The organism is Corynebacterium sp. MSK004 (genome assembly GCF_030232515.1).
In the GTDB taxonomy this organism is placed as follows: Bacteria; Actinomycetota; Actinomycetes; order Mycobacteriales; family Mycobacteriaceae; genus Corynebacterium; species Corynebacterium hesseae.
In genome coordinates this window covers 172,803-187,975 of record NZ_JASPKB010000004.1, presented here as the reverse complement: position 1 = coordinate 187,975, position 15,173 = coordinate 172,803, and the positions used below count along the sequence as shown (strand labels likewise).

Here is a 15,173-nt window from a genome sequence, read left to right as displayed (position 1 = left end):
GTGAAGTACGTTATTGTCCTCGGCGCCGCACAGTACGACGGGCGCCCCTCCCGCATCCTGTCCGGCCGCGTGCGCTGTGCCGCCGAGTACGCCGCCGCGCACGACCTGCCCATCATCACCGTGGGCGGCAAGCTGCCCGGCGATAGGTTCACCGAGGCCGGGGTGGCTAAGCGCATGCTTGACGACGATCCCCTCAACGTCACCGCCCTCGAGGAAGGCCTGGACACCCGCAGCGAGCTGATTGCCGCGCGCGAGAAGCTGGGCGTGACCGAGGCCGTCATCATCACCGATCCGCTCCACCGCCTGCGCACCTTCCTTATCGCCCGCCAAGAAGGAATCACCGCGACCGTTATGGGCACGCCCTATTATCCTTCCCCGCGTTTCTCCATCCCGTGGTGGCGCTACCTGGCCCACGAGACCGGCGGCTTGGCCTACCTGGGCCTGCGCACCCTGCTGGGGGAGGAGCGCACCGATGGCGTGCGCGCGGCCTTCTACCGCATCGAGCGCATTATTCGCCCCAACCAGGCCCTGCGCCACCGCGTCATTGGCGCGAGGCAGACCCAGGAAGGCCAGGACTCCGCCTAAACTTAAAACCCGTGAGCTATTCCTACCGCGCAGAAGACGTCGCCCGCCTCGCTTCCGAGTCCCCCAAAGGCTCGGCCCTGCTCAAATCCGAGGAGCACCGCGGCGCCTTCTCCCGGGACCGCGCCCGCGTCCTGCACTCCGCGGCGCTGCGCCGCCTGGCGGATAAGACCCAGGTGGTGGGCCCGCGCGATGGTGATACCCCGCGCACCCGGCTTACGCACTCCCTGGAGGTCAGCCAGATCGCCCGCAGCATTGGTGCTGGCTTAGGGCTGGACCCGGACCTGTGCGATATGGCGGGGCTAACCCATGACATCGGCCACCCGCCCTACGGCCACAACGGCGAGAATGCACTCAACGAGGTTGCCCTCGGCGGCTTCGAGGGCAACGCCCAGACCCTGCGCATCCTGACCAAGCTGGAGCCCAAGGTGGTCCTGGATACCCCGGCGGGCCCGCGCAGCTACGGCTTGAACCTCACCCGCGCCTCGCTCGATGCGGCCTGCAAATACCCCTGGACCAAGACCAACCCGGATGGCACCACCAACCGCAAATACGGCGCCTATGACGAGGACGTAGACATCCTGGAGTGGCTGCGCCAGGGGCACTCCGACCAGCGCAAGTCCATGGAAGCTCAGGTTATGGATTGGTCGGATGATATCGCTTATTCCGTCCACGACGTCGAAGACGGCATCATCTCCCGCCGCATCTCGCTGGGCGTGCTCTGGGATCTGGTGGAGCTGGCCAACCTCGCGGACAAGGGCGCGAAGGCCTTCGGTGGCACCGCCGACGAGCTCCTCGAGGCCGCCGACCGCCTGCGCCAGCTGGACGTCATCAACGCCATCGGCAACTTCGACTACTCCCTGCGCTCTTATGCCAACTTGAAGAAGATGACCTCGGAGCTCGTCGGCCGCTACGTGGGCGCTACTGTCTCCGCCACGCTCGCGGCTAACGACGGCCCACTCGGCCGCATGCACGGCGACCTCGCCGTCCCGCCGGGCGCGGTGGCGGAGGTAACGCTGCTCAAGACCATCGCCGTTCTCTACGTCATGGATGAGCCCGCCCACCTGGCCCGCCAGGACCGCCAGCGCGAGCGCATCTACCGCGTCTACGACTACCTGGTGGCCGGCGCGCCGGGCTCTCTCGACGCCACCTTCGCCCTGTGGTGGAAACAAGCCGACACCGATCTGGAACGTGACCGCGCCATCATCGACCAGATCGCCTCCATGACGGAATCACGCCTGGAGCGCCTGGCGCAGCGCAGCGCCGACCTCTTCGGCTTCCTCAGCTAGCCAGCACCCAGCCAGCACCCAGACAGTAGCCAGCCCAGCAGGGCAGTGTCCCACGCAACGGCGCGGCCGACCAAGAGACACCCGTCACCCGATAGTTGAACACCATTCACTTGGCCGTTACATAGCTGACAACTCTTCTTAAAACCGGCCACCTAACCTCAGGCAGGTCCGCCTGCCGCCAGGCCTTTTGATGCCTGCCCGCAGCGGAAGTCTCTTCATGTGTGTTAACTGTCAAGGAATTTTTGTGTCTCAAAAGAAGTCTCAGAAAAAGCTGCATAAAGCCGCTCTCATTGCCTCTATCAGCCTCGTAGGCTCCAGCCTTGTTGCTCCCGCATTCGCCTCCGCCCAGGACCTGCCCCAGGCAGACATCCTGGATCTCTCCTTTGAGAACGGGGTCATCAGCAACTCCGCCTCCGATGCCGAGCCGCTGAAGATCGGCGAGCCCACCGTGGAGCAAGACAGCGTGCTCGAGCGCCCCGTGGCCCACTTCGATGGCCGCAAGGATGCCGTTGGTTTCGATATAGGCGATAAGTTTGACCAGATCAAGGATGGCTTCACCGTCGAGTGCGTCTTCCGCTACGACGGGGAGTTCGACGGCAATGAAAAGAGCCTCTGCGCCAACAAGGAAGCCGGCGGCTGGGCCATGGTCATCTACGGCGACCAGCTGACCTTCACCGTCAACGGCAGCGATGGCTACAAGAAAGCCCAGCAGCAGGTGGAGCCGGGCCAGTGGTACCACGCGGTCGGCGTCTATGACGGCACCAAGAGCGAGCTCTACGTCAACGGCGCCAAGGTGGCTGAGAACACCGAGATCAACGGTGAGGTGACCAAGCCGAAGTCCAATTCCACCGCCGTGATGATCGGCGCGGATTCCGGCCGGGATAACGCCGCCCAGTTCTACTCCGATGCCGTGGTCAGCGAGGCCCGCATCTTCTCCGATCCGCTGGGCGAAGATGAGATTTCCGCCCTCTACGAGGACTCCAACCTGAGCACCGATAAGAAGGCGGAGATCACCGGCTCCACCCCGAGCGCGGGTCAGCACCTGACGGGCCCGGTGACTTTCGACGTCCAGTTCAACAACGATGCCCTCATCTCCCGCGAGCTCACCTACACCCTGGACGGCGAGGAAATCGAGCTGGGGCAGGAAATCGGCGCCGGCCTCAAAGAAGGAAACCACTCCATCCAGGCCGAGGGCCGCGATGTCTTTGGCAACCCCATCTCCCAAACCATCGATTTCACCTCCGGCAACCTCCCGGGGGCCGCCGGCACCGACTCCACGCCGAGCGGCGAGGGCATCACGATCTCCGCTCGCGCCGATAACCCGAGCGGTGGGGACGTGGAGACCACTTTCACTGAAGCCGATGTGGCTGTAGCGGAGAAGGGCTTCCAAGGCACCTTCACGGATATCCCGGAGAGCCTGGACTTTAAGTATGAAGACGGCGAGGACTTCGACAAGGCCCTCAACCCGGACAACGAGGATGCTCAGGAGACCAGCTCCACGGAGCACATGCCTTTCCAGCGCTTTGACCTGAAGCTCAAGGACGCTGAGAAGAAGGCCCACGACATCGCCTGGTCCGGCACCGTGGACCCCAAGCGCTCGGTGCGCCTCATGGCTTGGAACACCACAACCAATAGCTGGGAGAAGTTGGCAGAAACCCGCGGCGCAGCCGACGCTCAAGTAAGCCTTAGCGCGCAAGCCAACCAAGATTTCGTCGACGGTGACACCATCCACACCATGCTGGTGGGCTACGACGTCTTTGCCGATGACCTCAACGAGCCCGTCAACGAAGAGTTCGCCGACACCAGCGACTATGACTTTTCCATCGCCCACCACACCGATACCCAGTACCTCTCCGAAGGCGCGGTAGAAAAGGCCACCGCCGAGGAGCGCAAGAAGTGGGAAGAAAGCTACACCGCGGCCACCCAATGGATTGCCGATAACGCCGACGAGCGCAAGATCGCCTACTCCGCACACACCGGTGACATCATTGAGAACTGGATTGGCAAGGACAATGACCGCCCCAATGCCAAGAAGGAATTCGAGGTAGCCTCCAACGCCCAGAAGATTTTGGAGGACGCCGGCGTGGTCAACGGCGTGCTGCCGGGCAACCACGATAACCAAAGCGGCGCGGATGTCGGTGCCGGCAACCTCTACAACGAGTACTTTGGTCCGGAACGCTACGAGGCTCAGCAGGGCAAGGGTAAGTGGGCTGAGCAGGATGCCTCCTACCACCCCTATGCTGAGGGCGATAACGACAACCACTATGACCTGTTTTCCACCAACGGCATGGACTTCATCGCCCTGCACCTGGGCTATGACGTCACTGAGGAGGAAGCCGCGTGGGCGGATAAGGTGCTCAAGCAGTACTCCGACCGCAACGCCATTCTGCTCACCCACGCCTACCTCAAGCCTTCCGCGAGCCCGGATGGCCGCGGCTCGGACTTCTCCCACGACGGCGTGATGGTCTATGAGAACGTCATCCAGAAGAACCCCAACGTGGCCCTGGTGCTGGCCGGCCACGAGCACGGCGTATCCATTGTCACCCGCCAGGACGTTGGCCACACCAATAACCACGTGGTGGAGCTTCTCGCGGATTACCAGTTCTATGAGGTCGGTTCCGATGAGCTGGGCCTGACGGAGATCGGCGAGTACGACGGTGACACCGGCCTGCGCTTTGGTTCCAGCTACCTGCGCCTCCTGCAATTCGATCTGAAAAATTCGGAGATGATCGTGGATACGTATTCGCCGCTTCTCGACGACCACAACGCCACCGAGTACGACGACCGCCAGCGCTACAACGGCCACGAGGACGAGTTCCGTATTCCTATCCAGTTCCAGACCCGCAAGACCAGCTTTGCGACGAACTCCATGCTCGCCCTGACCGATACCGGCAAGGAGATTGGCAAAGACACCGCCAAGTCCGGCTGGCCCGCCAGCGTCACCTACAAGGACGTCAAGGCCGGCCAGGCTTATGGTTGGTACGCTACCTCCGCCGACGCCTCCTCCAAGGAGGACACTAAGCCCGGCATCGTGCGCCAGTTCGGCGTCTTCACCGCGCAGGAGCAGCAGGAGAAGGATAGCGAAGCCCCTGAGCTCACCGTCCCGAGCGGCAAGCTCACCATCACCAAGGGTGAAAAGGCAAACCTCCTCGAGGGGGTTAGTGCCAAGGATGATAAGGACGGTGACCTCACCGACAAGGTGAAGGTGATGGGCAACATCGACACCGCCAAGCCGGGCGTCTACTCCGTCACCTACGCCGTGACCGACTCCGCCGGCAACCAGGCCCTGGCCTCCCGCGTCGTGGAAGTCACCGCCGGCAGCGCGGACGACAACACCGACAGCAGCAGCGAGGGCAGCAGCGGATCGAGCAACAGTGGCTCCAGCGGCTCGAGCGACCACTCGAGCAACAGCTCGAGCCGCGGAAGCGTCCTCCCCGCCATCCTCGGCGCCCTCTTCGGTGCCGCAGGCGCCACCGCGGTCATCGCCGGCCTGCTGAACTACCTCGCACCGGAAGTGCGCGACACCATCAAGCGCGCCCTCGGCCTCTAAGGCCTAAGGCCCCGGCGGGCTAACCACCCGCCGGCCCATCACCGCAGCCGTCCCACAACCTCACTAGCGCACCAGCGCGACACCCTGGTCCTCCAGCACGGTTCTTACCTGCGCTAAATCTTCCTCCACCATGTCAAAATCCGCGGCGATAATCGCTACGATGTGTTGCTCGCGGAGGAAGTCCGCCAGGGCGTCGAGGTTGCGCGGGGCACCGGACTGGCAGCCGCGCAGGCGGCCGAGCGCGCTATAGAAGTCCTCGCGCGTGCGGATGGGTTCGGTGATGAGAATGCGTTGCATGTCTTAGTCCTCCGCGTCCGGGATACTGCAGAAGCTGTCGTAGTGGTCGTCGGTGTAGTACCAGACATCCGGGTCGGTCTCGCTGCCGCCGCCGGTGACGATGCGCTTTGCCCCGCGGTGCCCAATCCCCGGGGTTTCCACGGTGTATTCGCGGTAGTAATTCTTTGACTGCTGCGGCAGCGCGCCCTCATAGTTGCCGAAACGCACGTTGTCATTATCTGGATAGTCATAGGGCCCGCCGGCCAGGATATCCTCGGCGGTCTCGTGGGCCTCCTGCGGCAGGGAGTCCATGGCGCAGGTGGGCAGGTCTGACTCGCCTTGCTTTGCGACGTCCCCCTTATCCCCATCGCCGCCATCGGATGCGCCGGATGCAGCGGACGAAGCAGACGCAGCCGATGAGGGCGCTGCCTTCTGGTCAGCGCCATCGCCGGAGCCGCCGAGGTCAATGCCGAAGTAGCCCGCGACGAGGACTAGCACCGCGCCACCGATGATGGCCGGCAGCGATTTTTTGGAGGGGGAGGATTGGGACATGGCCCCCATCATTGCAGGTATAGGGCCTGAACCAGAAATCCGGACCAGGCCTTTTCCCAATCCCCACTGCAGGTTGTTTGGGGATGTGGGACTTGGCGCCACTGATCCACCCAGCCGTGGGTACCTGTAGCTCCGGCGGGCGGGGTAGTCTGTACGCATGGCACGAGGCAGAATTCCGGACAGCGACATCCAAGCTATCCGTGAACGCGCGCCTATTGATGAAATCGTGGGCGAGTACGTTCAGCTCAAACCTGCTGGCTATGACTCGCTGAAGGGCTTGAGCCCCTTCAAGGATGAGAAGACCCCATCCTTCCACGTGCGCCCGCAGCGCGGCTATTATCACTGCTTCTCCACCGGCAAGGGCGGGGATGTCTTCAGCTTCCTCATGGAGATGGAGCAGGTTTCCTTCCCGGAGGCCGTTGAGGCCGTGGCCCAGAAGATTGGCTACCACATCAACTACCAGGGTGGCTCCACCGGTGCGCGCGATGAAAAGCCCGGCACTCGCCGCCGCCTCATCGCCGCCAACAAGGCCGCGCACGAGTTCTACCGCCAGCAGCTGGAAACCCCGCAGGCCGCCGCCGGCCGCGAATTCCTCCTAGACCGCGGCTTCTCCAAGGAAATCATCTACGCCTTCGAATGCGGCTATGCCCCGGAGGGCTGGGACACGGCCACTAAGCACTTGCTGCGCATGGGCTTTTCTTTTGAGGAGCTCGACGCCGCCGGCATCTCCAAGATGGGCAAGCGCGGTCCCATCGACCGCTTCCACCGGCGCCTACTGTGGCCCATTAAGGACCTATCCGGCAATGTCATCGGCTTCGGAGCGCGCAAGCTTTACGACGATGACAAGCTGGGCAAGTACATGAACACGCCCGAAACCATGCTCTATCACAAGTCCAAGGTGCTCTTCGGGCTGGATTTGGCCAAGCGCAACATTGCGGAGCAGCACCAAGCCGTGGTGGTGGAGGGCTATACAGATGTCATGGCCATGTACGCCGCGGGCGTAAAGACCGCCGTGGCCTCCTGTGGCACCGCCTTCGGCGCGGATCACCTGCAGGTGCTGCGCCGCCTCATGTTGGATGATTCCTATTTCCACGGCGAGCTCATCTATACCTTCGACGGCGACGAGGCCGGGCAGAAAGCCGCTATGCGCGCCTTTGAGGGCGAGCAGAAGTTCACCGGCCAGTCCTTCGTCTCCGTGGCCCCCGACGGCATGGATCCCTGCGATCTGCGCCTCGCGCGCGGTGACGCCGCGGTGCGTGACTTGGTGGCGGACCGCATCCCCATGTTTGAGTTCGTAATCCGCTCTGTCATCTCGGACTTCAGTATTGACTCGGCCGAAGGCCGCCTCCAGGCCCTGCGCCGTGCGGTGCCCGTTGTGGCCCAAATCCGGGACCAACCCCTGCAGCGCGAGTACGCCCGCCGCCTTGCCGGCTGGGTGGGCTGGCCCGACCCTGAGGAAGTCCTCCACCAGGTACGCCAAGAGGCGCGCAAGCCGAAGAAGGAGCAGCGCCCGCGCTTTGCCTCCCTAGAGCAGACTTCGTCTGTGCCGGCGCAGACCAACGCCCCCGTTATGCACATCCCCGGCCCCCGCGAGCCGCACCTATGGCCGCAGCGTGAGGCCCTCAAACTGGCCCTGCAGTACCCGCAGATCGCCGGCAGCTACTTCGACGGAATCACAGACGACGCCTACTCCAACGAGGCCTACCGCACCATCCGCCGCGCTATCTCCACCCTGGGTGGCGTCACCGCCGGCGCTGAGCAACCCGGCGTGGAATGGCTAGCCGCCGTGGCGGGTGAAATGCCGGACCTCATGGCCCGCAACTTCGTCTCTGAGCTCGCCGTGGAACCCATCAAGCTAGGGGAGACCGGCAACCCCGATAACGACCTTGAGGCCTACGCCGATTCCGTGCTCTCCCGCCTCCAAGAGGCCCGCGTGGGCGACCAGGTAGCCCAACTCAAGGCGCAGCTAGGCCGCATGCGCCCCTCCGACGACGAGGAATCCTATAACTCACTCTTCGCGGACCTCGTCGCCCTCGAGCAGGCCCGCCGCGAGCTCAATGACCGTGCCTTTCGTGGCGTGCGTTAATCCTCGTCCGGCTCGTAAATCCGATCCGGTTGCACTCCATCCGTGGTGCCACGCTTGCCGCGGCGTCCCTTGTTGTAATCCTTAAGCTCGCGCATACGCGGTTCTGGGTCCAAGCGGTTGGCCACGGCCTTGCGTGCGGAGCGCACCGCGGCCTTGGTGGCGGGGGAGTTGACGGCCTTCTCGTAGGCACCCTTAATTTGGTGATAGCGCTTGCGCCCAGCCTTGGTTCCAAAGACGTATCCGGCGGCAGCACCCACAACAAATTGGATCATTGGAAACTAGTCATCCCCTTACTTCAAGCCAGCAAAAACAGCCGGCGTTTGCGTACAACGTACGGGCAACGTGCAATTCTCATGAATAGCCTACCTGCCTTGGCACACCGGCGTGGGTGGCAGTGCAGCCGCGGGGCGAATAGATATTGTGTGAACTCTTCCCAAAGACCATTCGCTTCGGTTAACTTAAGTTCTGTGGAGAGTTCGAAGCGTACGCACGCGGTCTCGGCAGCCGTGGCGATGTCAGCGCTATTAACAGCCAGCGTGGCGGCAGCGGAGTCGCGCGTGGCTGCTTTCGAAGAGCCACGGGAAGTCACCGTGAGCGAGGACTAAAAGAAGCTAGCTGCGCGAAGCTATCTACTATGTCTTAGGATCGAGATTACTACTTGCTAAAAGGGTGTCGATCAAGATGATAAGGTGCATGTAGTTTTGAACTAGGTCGTGGAAGGAAAATCCCGTTGCTTCCCGACGCCTCTGAGAATGGGATTCAGTCAGTTCCCTTCATGTGGAAGAATTGATGTGTCTTTACTTCTCTTAATCCAAGGAGAGCAATGTCCCTACCCAAAATCATGACTGTCTACGGAACTCGTCCGGAGGCAATCAAGGTTGCTCCCATCATCACGGCCTTGGAGAAGGACGAACGCTTCGAATCCATTGCTGTTTCTACCGGCCAGCACCGCGAAATGCTGGAGCAGGTCAACACCATGTTTGGCATCAAACCGAAACTGGACCTGCACCTGATGAAACCGGGTCAAGGACTAAATGAGATTGTTTCCCGCGCGCTCATGGGACTGGATGAGATTATCGATGCCGAACAGCCCGACGTCATCATCTCCCAAGGTGATACTTCCACGGCTATGGCCGCAGCACTGGCGGGTTTCCATCGTGGGGTAAAAATCGTGCATCTGGAAGCAGGCTTGCGCACCGGCGACATTTACTCGCCGTTCCCGGAAGAAGCCAACCGCAAGCTCATCGGCCAGGTCGCGGAACTGCACCTAGCGCCGACGGCGGGCTCGATGGAGAACCTGCGCCGCGAAAATGTCCGTTCCAAGGACATCGCGGTCACCGGCAACACCGTCATCGACGCCTTGCTGGAAGCTGCAAGCTGGGATACCGAGTTCGAAGACCCCGCCGTCCAAGAAGTAGCTCAGTCATCCAAGCGTCTCGTTGTGGTCACCACCCACCGCCGCGAAAACTTGGAAGCGATGAAGGAAATCGGCGGTGCGATCAAGGATTTGGCAGACGCCTACGCGGACATCAACTTTGTTCTGCCACTGCACCTCAACCCCAAGGTCCGTGAGGCCGTGCTTCCGGAGGTTGAGTCCCTACCTAACGTCATCATCACGGGTCCGCTGCACTATGACCAGTTCACCAAGCTTCTGGACCGTGCAACCATTATCCTCACCGACTCCGGTGGAGTTCAGGAAGAAGCACCAGCCTTGGGCAAGCCGGTCTTGGTCATGCGGCAGAACACCGAGCGTCCCGAAGCCGTTGTGGCCGGCACCGTGAAGCTTGTGGGCACTAACCGTAGCCTCATCGTGGCGGAGGCTAAGTTGCTCCTTGATGATGATGCCGCCTACGAGGCCATGGCCAACGCCGTCAACCCCTACGGCGATGGCAAGGCTGCTGAGCGCGCTGTGGCAGCTATCGCTGAGCTCCTTGGAGTAGGGGAGCGCCTTCCTGATTTTGTTCCCGAGATCGAGTCCTAACAAGAAACCAGGAGCCAACGAATAAGCGTGGCGAAGTGCTCAGCATCTTTTGCCGCGCTCAAAAGCGTGCTTCCACGTAAAATCAAGACATGGAATCACGAGACATCAAATGCACGAACTCTGAGCGCACCACCGCTTCACAGGTGTTGGCGGATGCGATGTCGGTGGGCCAGCTCAGCGTCACAGAATTTGAGGAACGCTCTAGCCGCTGCGCCGATGCCACGACTCGCGGCGAGCTGCTCGACCTCCTGACGGACCTTGTCGAGGCCCCAGAAGAAGTCCTCTTTGGCAGCCGCCACGTAGCACGTCAAAGCTCTAGGGAGGTCAACACCACCAACCGTGACACATCCACCACCGTTGACCGGGCTTTAGCTCAGGTAGAACCTTCTGTACACGGCGCGCAGGGACTGTCCCTCGGTATCTTTGGTGGCAGTACTGTGCGCGGCATTCCCCTCACCACTCATCACACCACGATGGGAATCTTCGGCGGCACCGATGTAGACCTTCGCGGCGCATCCCTCAAAGAACACGTCACGACAATCCAAGCGGTCGGGGTATTCGGCGGCGTCGATGTGTGGGTCCCGGAAGGATTCCGTGTTTGCGTAAACGGCATTGGTCTCTTCGGCGGCCACGACATTAAGGTCGAAGGCGGTGCCATCGACCCTGCAGACCTGCCTGCCAGCGCCCCTGAAGTAGTGGTGAACTGCTTCAGCCTATTTGGTGGGGTAGATGTGCACGTGGTGAAGCGGTAGCAGTCAGCTTGAAGCTGTTTGCCCTATTCCCAATAGGGGTAGCTTCTACTTGTGCATCTTCTTGTTTAGCTGATCCAAGCGCGCGATGATCTTGTTAGCACGGTCCTCCCCGAGAGCGTTGCGTACGTTAGCCACGATGCTCGTCCGATTCTGATAGACGTTGTCGATGGCTTGGTCGACTAAGCCACGTACGCCTTGACTTCGTGCTGATTCCCAGTCCTCAGAGTTAACGAAACGCGCCTTCCCGCCTCGTTGTTGCATGACGAGTTTTTTGACCTGTACGCCCTTGGCTTGCTCGCTTTGTGCCAGAATACGGAAGCCACGAAGGATATAGCCGTGCTCTAAATGGAGGCTCACCAAGGTCCGAAAGGCTCCGTTCTCCGTGGGAACGTATGCGAAATGCCCGATGCTCGGGTTATTGGAGGCGGCAAACCCCTCGACTGTTTTGTAGGAGGGGACGCGTCGACCACGGGAATCTTCAATCCACAGGCTCACGAGGAGCTCGTTGTCGAATTCGCCCTCTGACTCCCCGTAGATGACGAAGCTGACGTCTCCGCTGGCGGGCTGAAGAAGGTAGTGCTGACCGTTACCGACGGTGTCATCAATGCTCAGCGGTGTGCTTGTGTCTTGCATCTGCTTGGACACCGTGGGAAAAGCTGTTTCCAAGGCGGCCATGTCTGTAAATGGAGGGAACGCTGCCATGTTCTCCATTAAGCGTGCCATGACAACGCCTGGCTCATGACGCATGGCGTTGTCCTGCCCGGCGTGGATAGCGCGCAAATAGCCCACTTGGGAGGCGTCCAAAATCACAGGCGCATAGCGGTCTGATTTATCGTGCGGGCCGCTTTGGGGTTCCACAACGGTTCCGTCTTCTTTCACAGAGCAGATAGACATCAAGCCCATCGAGTTCATCGGTGTGTGGGCCTCACGCAGGTGGAAAAACTGACCATCCGCATAAACAGCCTCAACACCGAGTGGCATGCTGATCAACATGTCTTCAAACTCCGGCTTAACATAGGGGGCAGTGGTTCGGAAGTAGTGCGCGGACAGAACGTCATCATCATCAAGGCGGTAGCGGCCGAACGTGCCCTTAAACCCAATTTCCTGAACGTAGCGGCGCACCGCTGTCCACCCGCTATCACCATCTGGAAGCATATCGAGGTGCAGTATGTCGAACTTATCTGCTACCTCCTTTAACTGCGTTTTGAACTTCTGAGGTAAGGACTCAGAGAAGGAGACCACGTGCTTCACATCGAAGCCTTCGGCGGCCTTCGCAAGTGTTGGCACCGTGTGGTTCAGGAAAATGTCCGTGCGCAACGACAGGCGTGCATCGTCGTAGAGGTAGTCGCGGTACTCGTTTTCCGAGAATCCAGTCTGCTCGTTACTCGCACGCCATGACGCCGAATCGGGAACGAAGAGACTAAAGCGAGTGTGTCCAACGAACATGAAGAAACCCTTACCTCTTCCCTACGAGTGTTACCTGATGACAGTCTAGCTTTGCTTGAAGACAGGACTGAAAGGCGCCACACTAAGTATATGTAAATGGTCGTTGTGCAGGCGATTTGTGATCTCTGGAGAAGACCTTATATAGTTACATCTCGTTGCACAGGGCAAGGTCACTTGCTCGGCAGCATACGCATAATCCTCCATAGCTCAGTTGGCAGAGCATTCGACTGTTAATCGAAGGGTCACTGGTTCGAGCCCAGTTGGAGGAGCAAATAAGCCGCCTGGTGACAGGCGGCTTACTGCTTTTTGAGGGGTAAGGGCCAGAAAGTGGTCGATGTGGGCGTCGAATGTGGCAGGTCGCCCGTCTGGGTGGCCGCGTCGTGTGAGTTCTTTTTCGACCAGGCTGCGCGTGCTGCTTTCCCTTTTGCGTTCGAAGCCCGATGTCTGAGGCTTAAGGGACATTTCGTGTGGATTTGCGGCGTGTCGCGTTAAGGGACATTTCGTGTGGATTTAGGCGCGTCCGGCCCATCCTTTTCTTACGCCTAAGCTGGGGTTCCACTCATTGTCGATGCCGGTATCGAATGTGGCGGGTCGCCCGTCGGGGTGGCCGTGTCGTTTACGTTCTTCTTGTGCCCAGGCTGCGCGTGCGGCTTTTTCTCCTTGGCGTCCGAAGTCTTGATGCCTTGATAGCTCCAGTGGATGTACAGGGGCTTCGGTGCGGACGTCGCCATAGGAATTGACCTAACCGCACCAGCAGCGGTCCCCCTATCACAGACCTAGGACTATCCAGTGTTGATTTCATCGATCGGGCTGTTGGAACCGATCCAAAATCAAGATCACCGCATTATCCCAGGCTGTTCCGGGGATCTGTATCGGTTTATCCACACGAAATGTGCCTTAAGCCATGTCTGACTGGTTCCAATGGAGCTACAGGGGACTTTGGAGCGGACGTAGTGGTAGGAATGGGCCTTGCCGCATCAGCTGCAGGTTACCTACCACAGGCCCAGGACTATCGGGTGTTGATTTCGCCGATCGGGCTGTTGGAACCGATCCAAAATCAAGATCACCGCATTATCCCAGGCTGCCCTTGGAACCCGTATCGGTTTATCCACACGAAATGTCCCTTAAGCCCTGGAATCGGGGATTTTTAGGGGCTGACCTGTAGGTTCTCGCAGAGTATACGCTTTGGGAGCATATATCTGTCGTTGGGACGCCAAATCCACGGTGCGGCTACCAATCTGTGGTATTTAACGGCGGTGTGGGGATTCAATGCCAAAAATCGACCACACTAGCACTGAGGTGGAGATACAAGATGCAACGAACCGAACAGATGAGGCTTCGACCGATGGCGGTATAAACCAGGTGATTCTCCGCCAACAAGATTCACCCCGATGTCACCAATGCAGCAGTGTCGGCCCAGCCCATCTCCTGCTGCGCTGCGCCGACAATCTGAACGGAACTAGCTCAATGAAATGGCTCTAGTGTCGCGTACGTTGGGACGGTGGCGTAGTAGTTGCTGCCTGGGCGGCATTTCCTAGCGCACCGTCGGCCGTACTGGTTATCCCAACGACTAGGACTTCACTAACACCGTCGACGGCCAGTCGGCCGGCCTGAAAGCCGGCAAATTTAGCCCCAGCGACACGCCGAACTAGACACGCATTTTGACCCTTAACCCTAATCCTATACCTCAGGGCTTTAGTGTTTAGGCGAAGATTTCGTCCTCGAAGAGTCGCTCCCAATCGCCAGCTAGTGATGCTGCGTAGCCGAGAATTCCGGTGAGGAGCATTTGTGGGGCAGGGGCGTGACCTTGCCCCCAATCCCCGAGGAGAAGCCTCCACTGTTGCGGGCGCTCAGCCACGGCCTGGGACCATGGCAGATAATGCTGGGTGTAGTGCAGCTCATCATCCTTGTTCTGAAGGTAAGCCACGTAATTCTCGAAACCCTTGCCGTATTCAGTAACCAAGTCGAAGGTCATGGTGGTCTCGGAAAGCTTCCGGCTACTCCAACATTTCTTGCGGTACGCCTTTACTTGCGGCTCAAGGTAGCGTCCGATATGGGTTTGGGGGTTTGACACTACGGCTAATGAACCGGGGAAGCGATGTGAAAAATACAGCGCGGCAAAGCCACCGGCTGAAGCGCCGAAGAAGATTGCCTTCTTGCCCAGGTCCCCGACAGGTGTACCAGGATGGAAGCTAGCGAAAATATGAGTCAGGCAGGAAGTGAGGTCTTCCTGAAATGGTCGCGTCTCATCCCCTGTGAACCACCCAATATTTGTGCCTCGGTCGAGTGATGGATCGGAGATGTACACCATGTTCGCGTCAACGCCTTCAACCATCTGCCTCCCAATGAAGATAGGGAGAGTGGTCTTCGCCAGGTTAATCGCCGCGTGAAACAACACGATCGTGGTATCGGCGCCACGGTCCTCAACGAGCACATCCATGAATGCAGCGCCGTACCGAATCGAAATCGCCTCGGCTTCCTCGGAAGAGCTAGTGGGCACGGGTGAGTAGAGAAACTCCTCGACGGAATCGAAAAAAGTAGTTGAAGCGCCGTAGCGCGCGTAGTTTCTCCTCAGTGCCATAGCCATCTACTGTAGTCCTACACACAGCACACCTGGGAATGCTCACTCAGGGGAAGCAGGAATGAAATATGGGCTGAG

12 protein-coding genes, 1 tRNA gene and 1 pseudogene are annotated in these 15,173 nt (G+C 60.0%); 8 read left to right on the top strand and 6 right to left on the bottom strand.

Features of this window, described 5'->3' with window-relative positions:
* From QP999_RS06485 to QP999_RS06475, 3 genes are all read left to right on the top strand, one after another.
* Positions 1 to 585: a YdcF family protein gene (locus QP999_RS06485; protein WP_070597387.1), complete on the top strand. Its 585-nt coding sequence runs from the start codon at positions 1 to 3 to the stop codon at positions 583 to 585.
* A gap of 11 nt (positions 586 to 596) precedes the next feature.
* A complete protein-coding gene (locus tag QP999_RS06480) occupies positions 597 to 1,871 on the top strand; it encodes a deoxyguanosinetriphosphate triphosphohydrolase (RefSeq protein WP_284847921.1) in 1,275 nt (424 codons plus the stop codon).
* A 244-nt stretch (positions 1,872 to 2,115) separates the two neighbouring features.
* Positions 2,116 to 5,421, top strand: coding sequence for a LamG-like jellyroll fold domain-containing protein (locus QP999_RS06475; protein WP_284847920.1), 3,306 nt, complete (start codon positions 2,116 to 2,118; stop codon positions 5,419 to 5,421).
* 63 nt (positions 5,422 to 5,484) lie between these two features.
* Here QP999_RS06475 and QP999_RS06470 read toward each other — a convergent pair whose 3' ends face one another.
* Positions 5,485 to 5,718 (bottom strand): barstar family protein, encoded by a 234-nt coding sequence (locus QP999_RS06470; RefSeq protein ID WP_284847919.1) that lies wholly within the window; start codon positions 5,716 to 5,718, stop codon positions 5,485 to 5,487.
* Between the two features lie 3 nt (positions 5,719 to 5,721).
* Complete coding sequence (locus QP999_RS06465; RefSeq protein ID WP_070597379.1) at positions 5,722 to 6,249, bottom strand: guanyl-specific ribonuclease; 528 nt, start codon at positions 6,247 to 6,249, stop codon at positions 5,722 to 5,724.
* A 157-nt stretch (positions 6,250 to 6,406) separates the two neighbouring features.
* Between QP999_RS06465 and dnaG the strand changes: the two genes are divergently transcribed.
* On the top strand, positions 6,407 to 8,335 hold the full coding sequence (gene dnaG, locus QP999_RS06460; RefSeq protein ID WP_284847918.1) for a DNA primase: 1,929 nt from the start codon (positions 6,407 to 6,409) through the stop codon (positions 8,333 to 8,335).
* Here the strand turns inward: dnaG and QP999_RS06455 are convergent.
* Positions 8,332 to 8,607, bottom strand: a complete 276-nt coding sequence (locus QP999_RS06455) for a hypothetical protein (protein WP_144676894.1) — start codon at positions 8,605 to 8,607, stop codon at positions 8,332 to 8,334. The genes dnaG and QP999_RS06455 overlap by 4 nt on opposite strands.
* A gap of 195 nt (positions 8,608 to 8,802) precedes the next feature.
* Between QP999_RS06455 and QP999_RS06450 the strand changes: the two genes are divergently transcribed.
* From QP999_RS06450 to QP999_RS06440, 3 genes are all read left to right on the top strand, one after another.
* Positions 8,803 to 8,940 (top strand): hypothetical protein, encoded by a 138-nt coding sequence (locus tag QP999_RS06450; protein ID WP_284847917.1) that lies wholly within the window; start codon positions 8,803 to 8,805, stop codon positions 8,938 to 8,940.
* A gap of 218 nt (positions 8,941 to 9,158) precedes the next feature.
* Positions 9,159 to 10,316 (top strand): non-hydrolyzing UDP-N-acetylglucosamine 2-epimerase, encoded by a 1,158-nt coding sequence (gene wecB / locus QP999_RS06445; protein WP_284847916.1) that lies wholly within the window; start codon positions 9,159 to 9,161, stop codon positions 10,314 to 10,316.
* 89 nt (positions 10,317 to 10,405) lie between these two features.
* The gene (locus tag QP999_RS06440) at positions 10,406 to 11,068 is read left to right on the top strand and encodes a DUF1707 SHOCT-like domain-containing protein (RefSeq protein ID WP_284847915.1); all 663 of its coding nucleotides are present in this window, start codon (positions 10,406 to 10,408) and stop codon (positions 11,066 to 11,068) included.
* 45 nt (positions 11,069 to 11,113) lie between these two features.
* Here the strand turns inward: QP999_RS06440 and QP999_RS06435 are convergent, their stop codons facing one another.
* Positions 11,114 to 12,514, bottom strand: coding sequence for a glycosyltransferase (locus tag QP999_RS06435; RefSeq protein WP_284847914.1), 1,401 nt, complete (start codon positions 12,512 to 12,514; stop codon positions 11,114 to 11,116).
* Between the two features lie 196 nt (positions 12,515 to 12,710).
* Here QP999_RS06435 and QP999_RS06430 point away from each other — a divergent pair.
* A tRNA-Asn gene (locus QP999_RS06430) sits at positions 12,711 to 12,783 on the top strand.
* Positions 12,784 to 13,024: 241 nt separating this feature from the next.
* Here the strand turns inward: QP999_RS06430 and QP999_RS06425 are convergent.
* Both QP999_RS06425 and QP999_RS06420 read right to left on the bottom strand, forming a co-directional pair.
* Positions 13,025 to 13,231 (bottom strand): annotated as a pseudogene (locus tag QP999_RS06425) (IS256-like element ISCau1 family transposase); the annotation flags it as partial.
* Positions 13,232 to 14,216: 985 nt separating this feature from the next.
* Positions 14,217 to 15,095, bottom strand: a complete 879-nt coding sequence (locus tag QP999_RS06420; protein ID WP_284847913.1) for a hypothetical protein — start codon at positions 15,093 to 15,095, stop codon at positions 14,217 to 14,219.
* Positions 15,096 to 15,173: the final 78 nt, after the last annotated feature.

Coding starts and splice junctions, on each gene's coding strand:
- QP999_RS06455 (WP_144676894.1), bottom strand. CDS start 8,607: ATGATCCAATTTGTTGTGGGTGCTGCCGCCGGATACGTCTTTGGAACC.
- QP999_RS06435 (WP_284847914.1), bottom strand. CDS start 12,514: ATGTTCGTTGGACACACTCGCTTTAGTCTCTTCGTTCCCGATTCGGCG.
- QP999_RS06440 (WP_284847915.1), top strand. CDS start 10,406: ATGGAATCACGAGACATCAAATGCACGAACTCTGAGCGCACCACCGCT.
- dnaG (WP_284847918.1), top strand. CDS start 6,407: ATGGCACGAGGCAGAATTCCGGACAGCGACATCCAAGCTATCCGTGAA.
- QP999_RS06465 (WP_070597379.1), bottom strand. CDS start 6,249: ATGTCCCAATCCTCCCCCTCCAAAAAATCGCTGCCGGCCATCATCGGT.
- QP999_RS06470 (WP_284847919.1), bottom strand. CDS start 5,718: ATGCAACGCATTCTCATCACCGAACCCATCCGCACGCGCGAGGACTTC.
- wecB (WP_284847916.1), top strand. CDS start 9,159: ATGTCCCTACCCAAAATCATGACTGTCTACGGAACTCGTCCGGAGGCA.
- QP999_RS06420 (WP_284847913.1), bottom strand. CDS start 15,095: ATGGCACTGAGGAGAAACTACGCGCGCTACGGCGCTTCAACTACTTTT.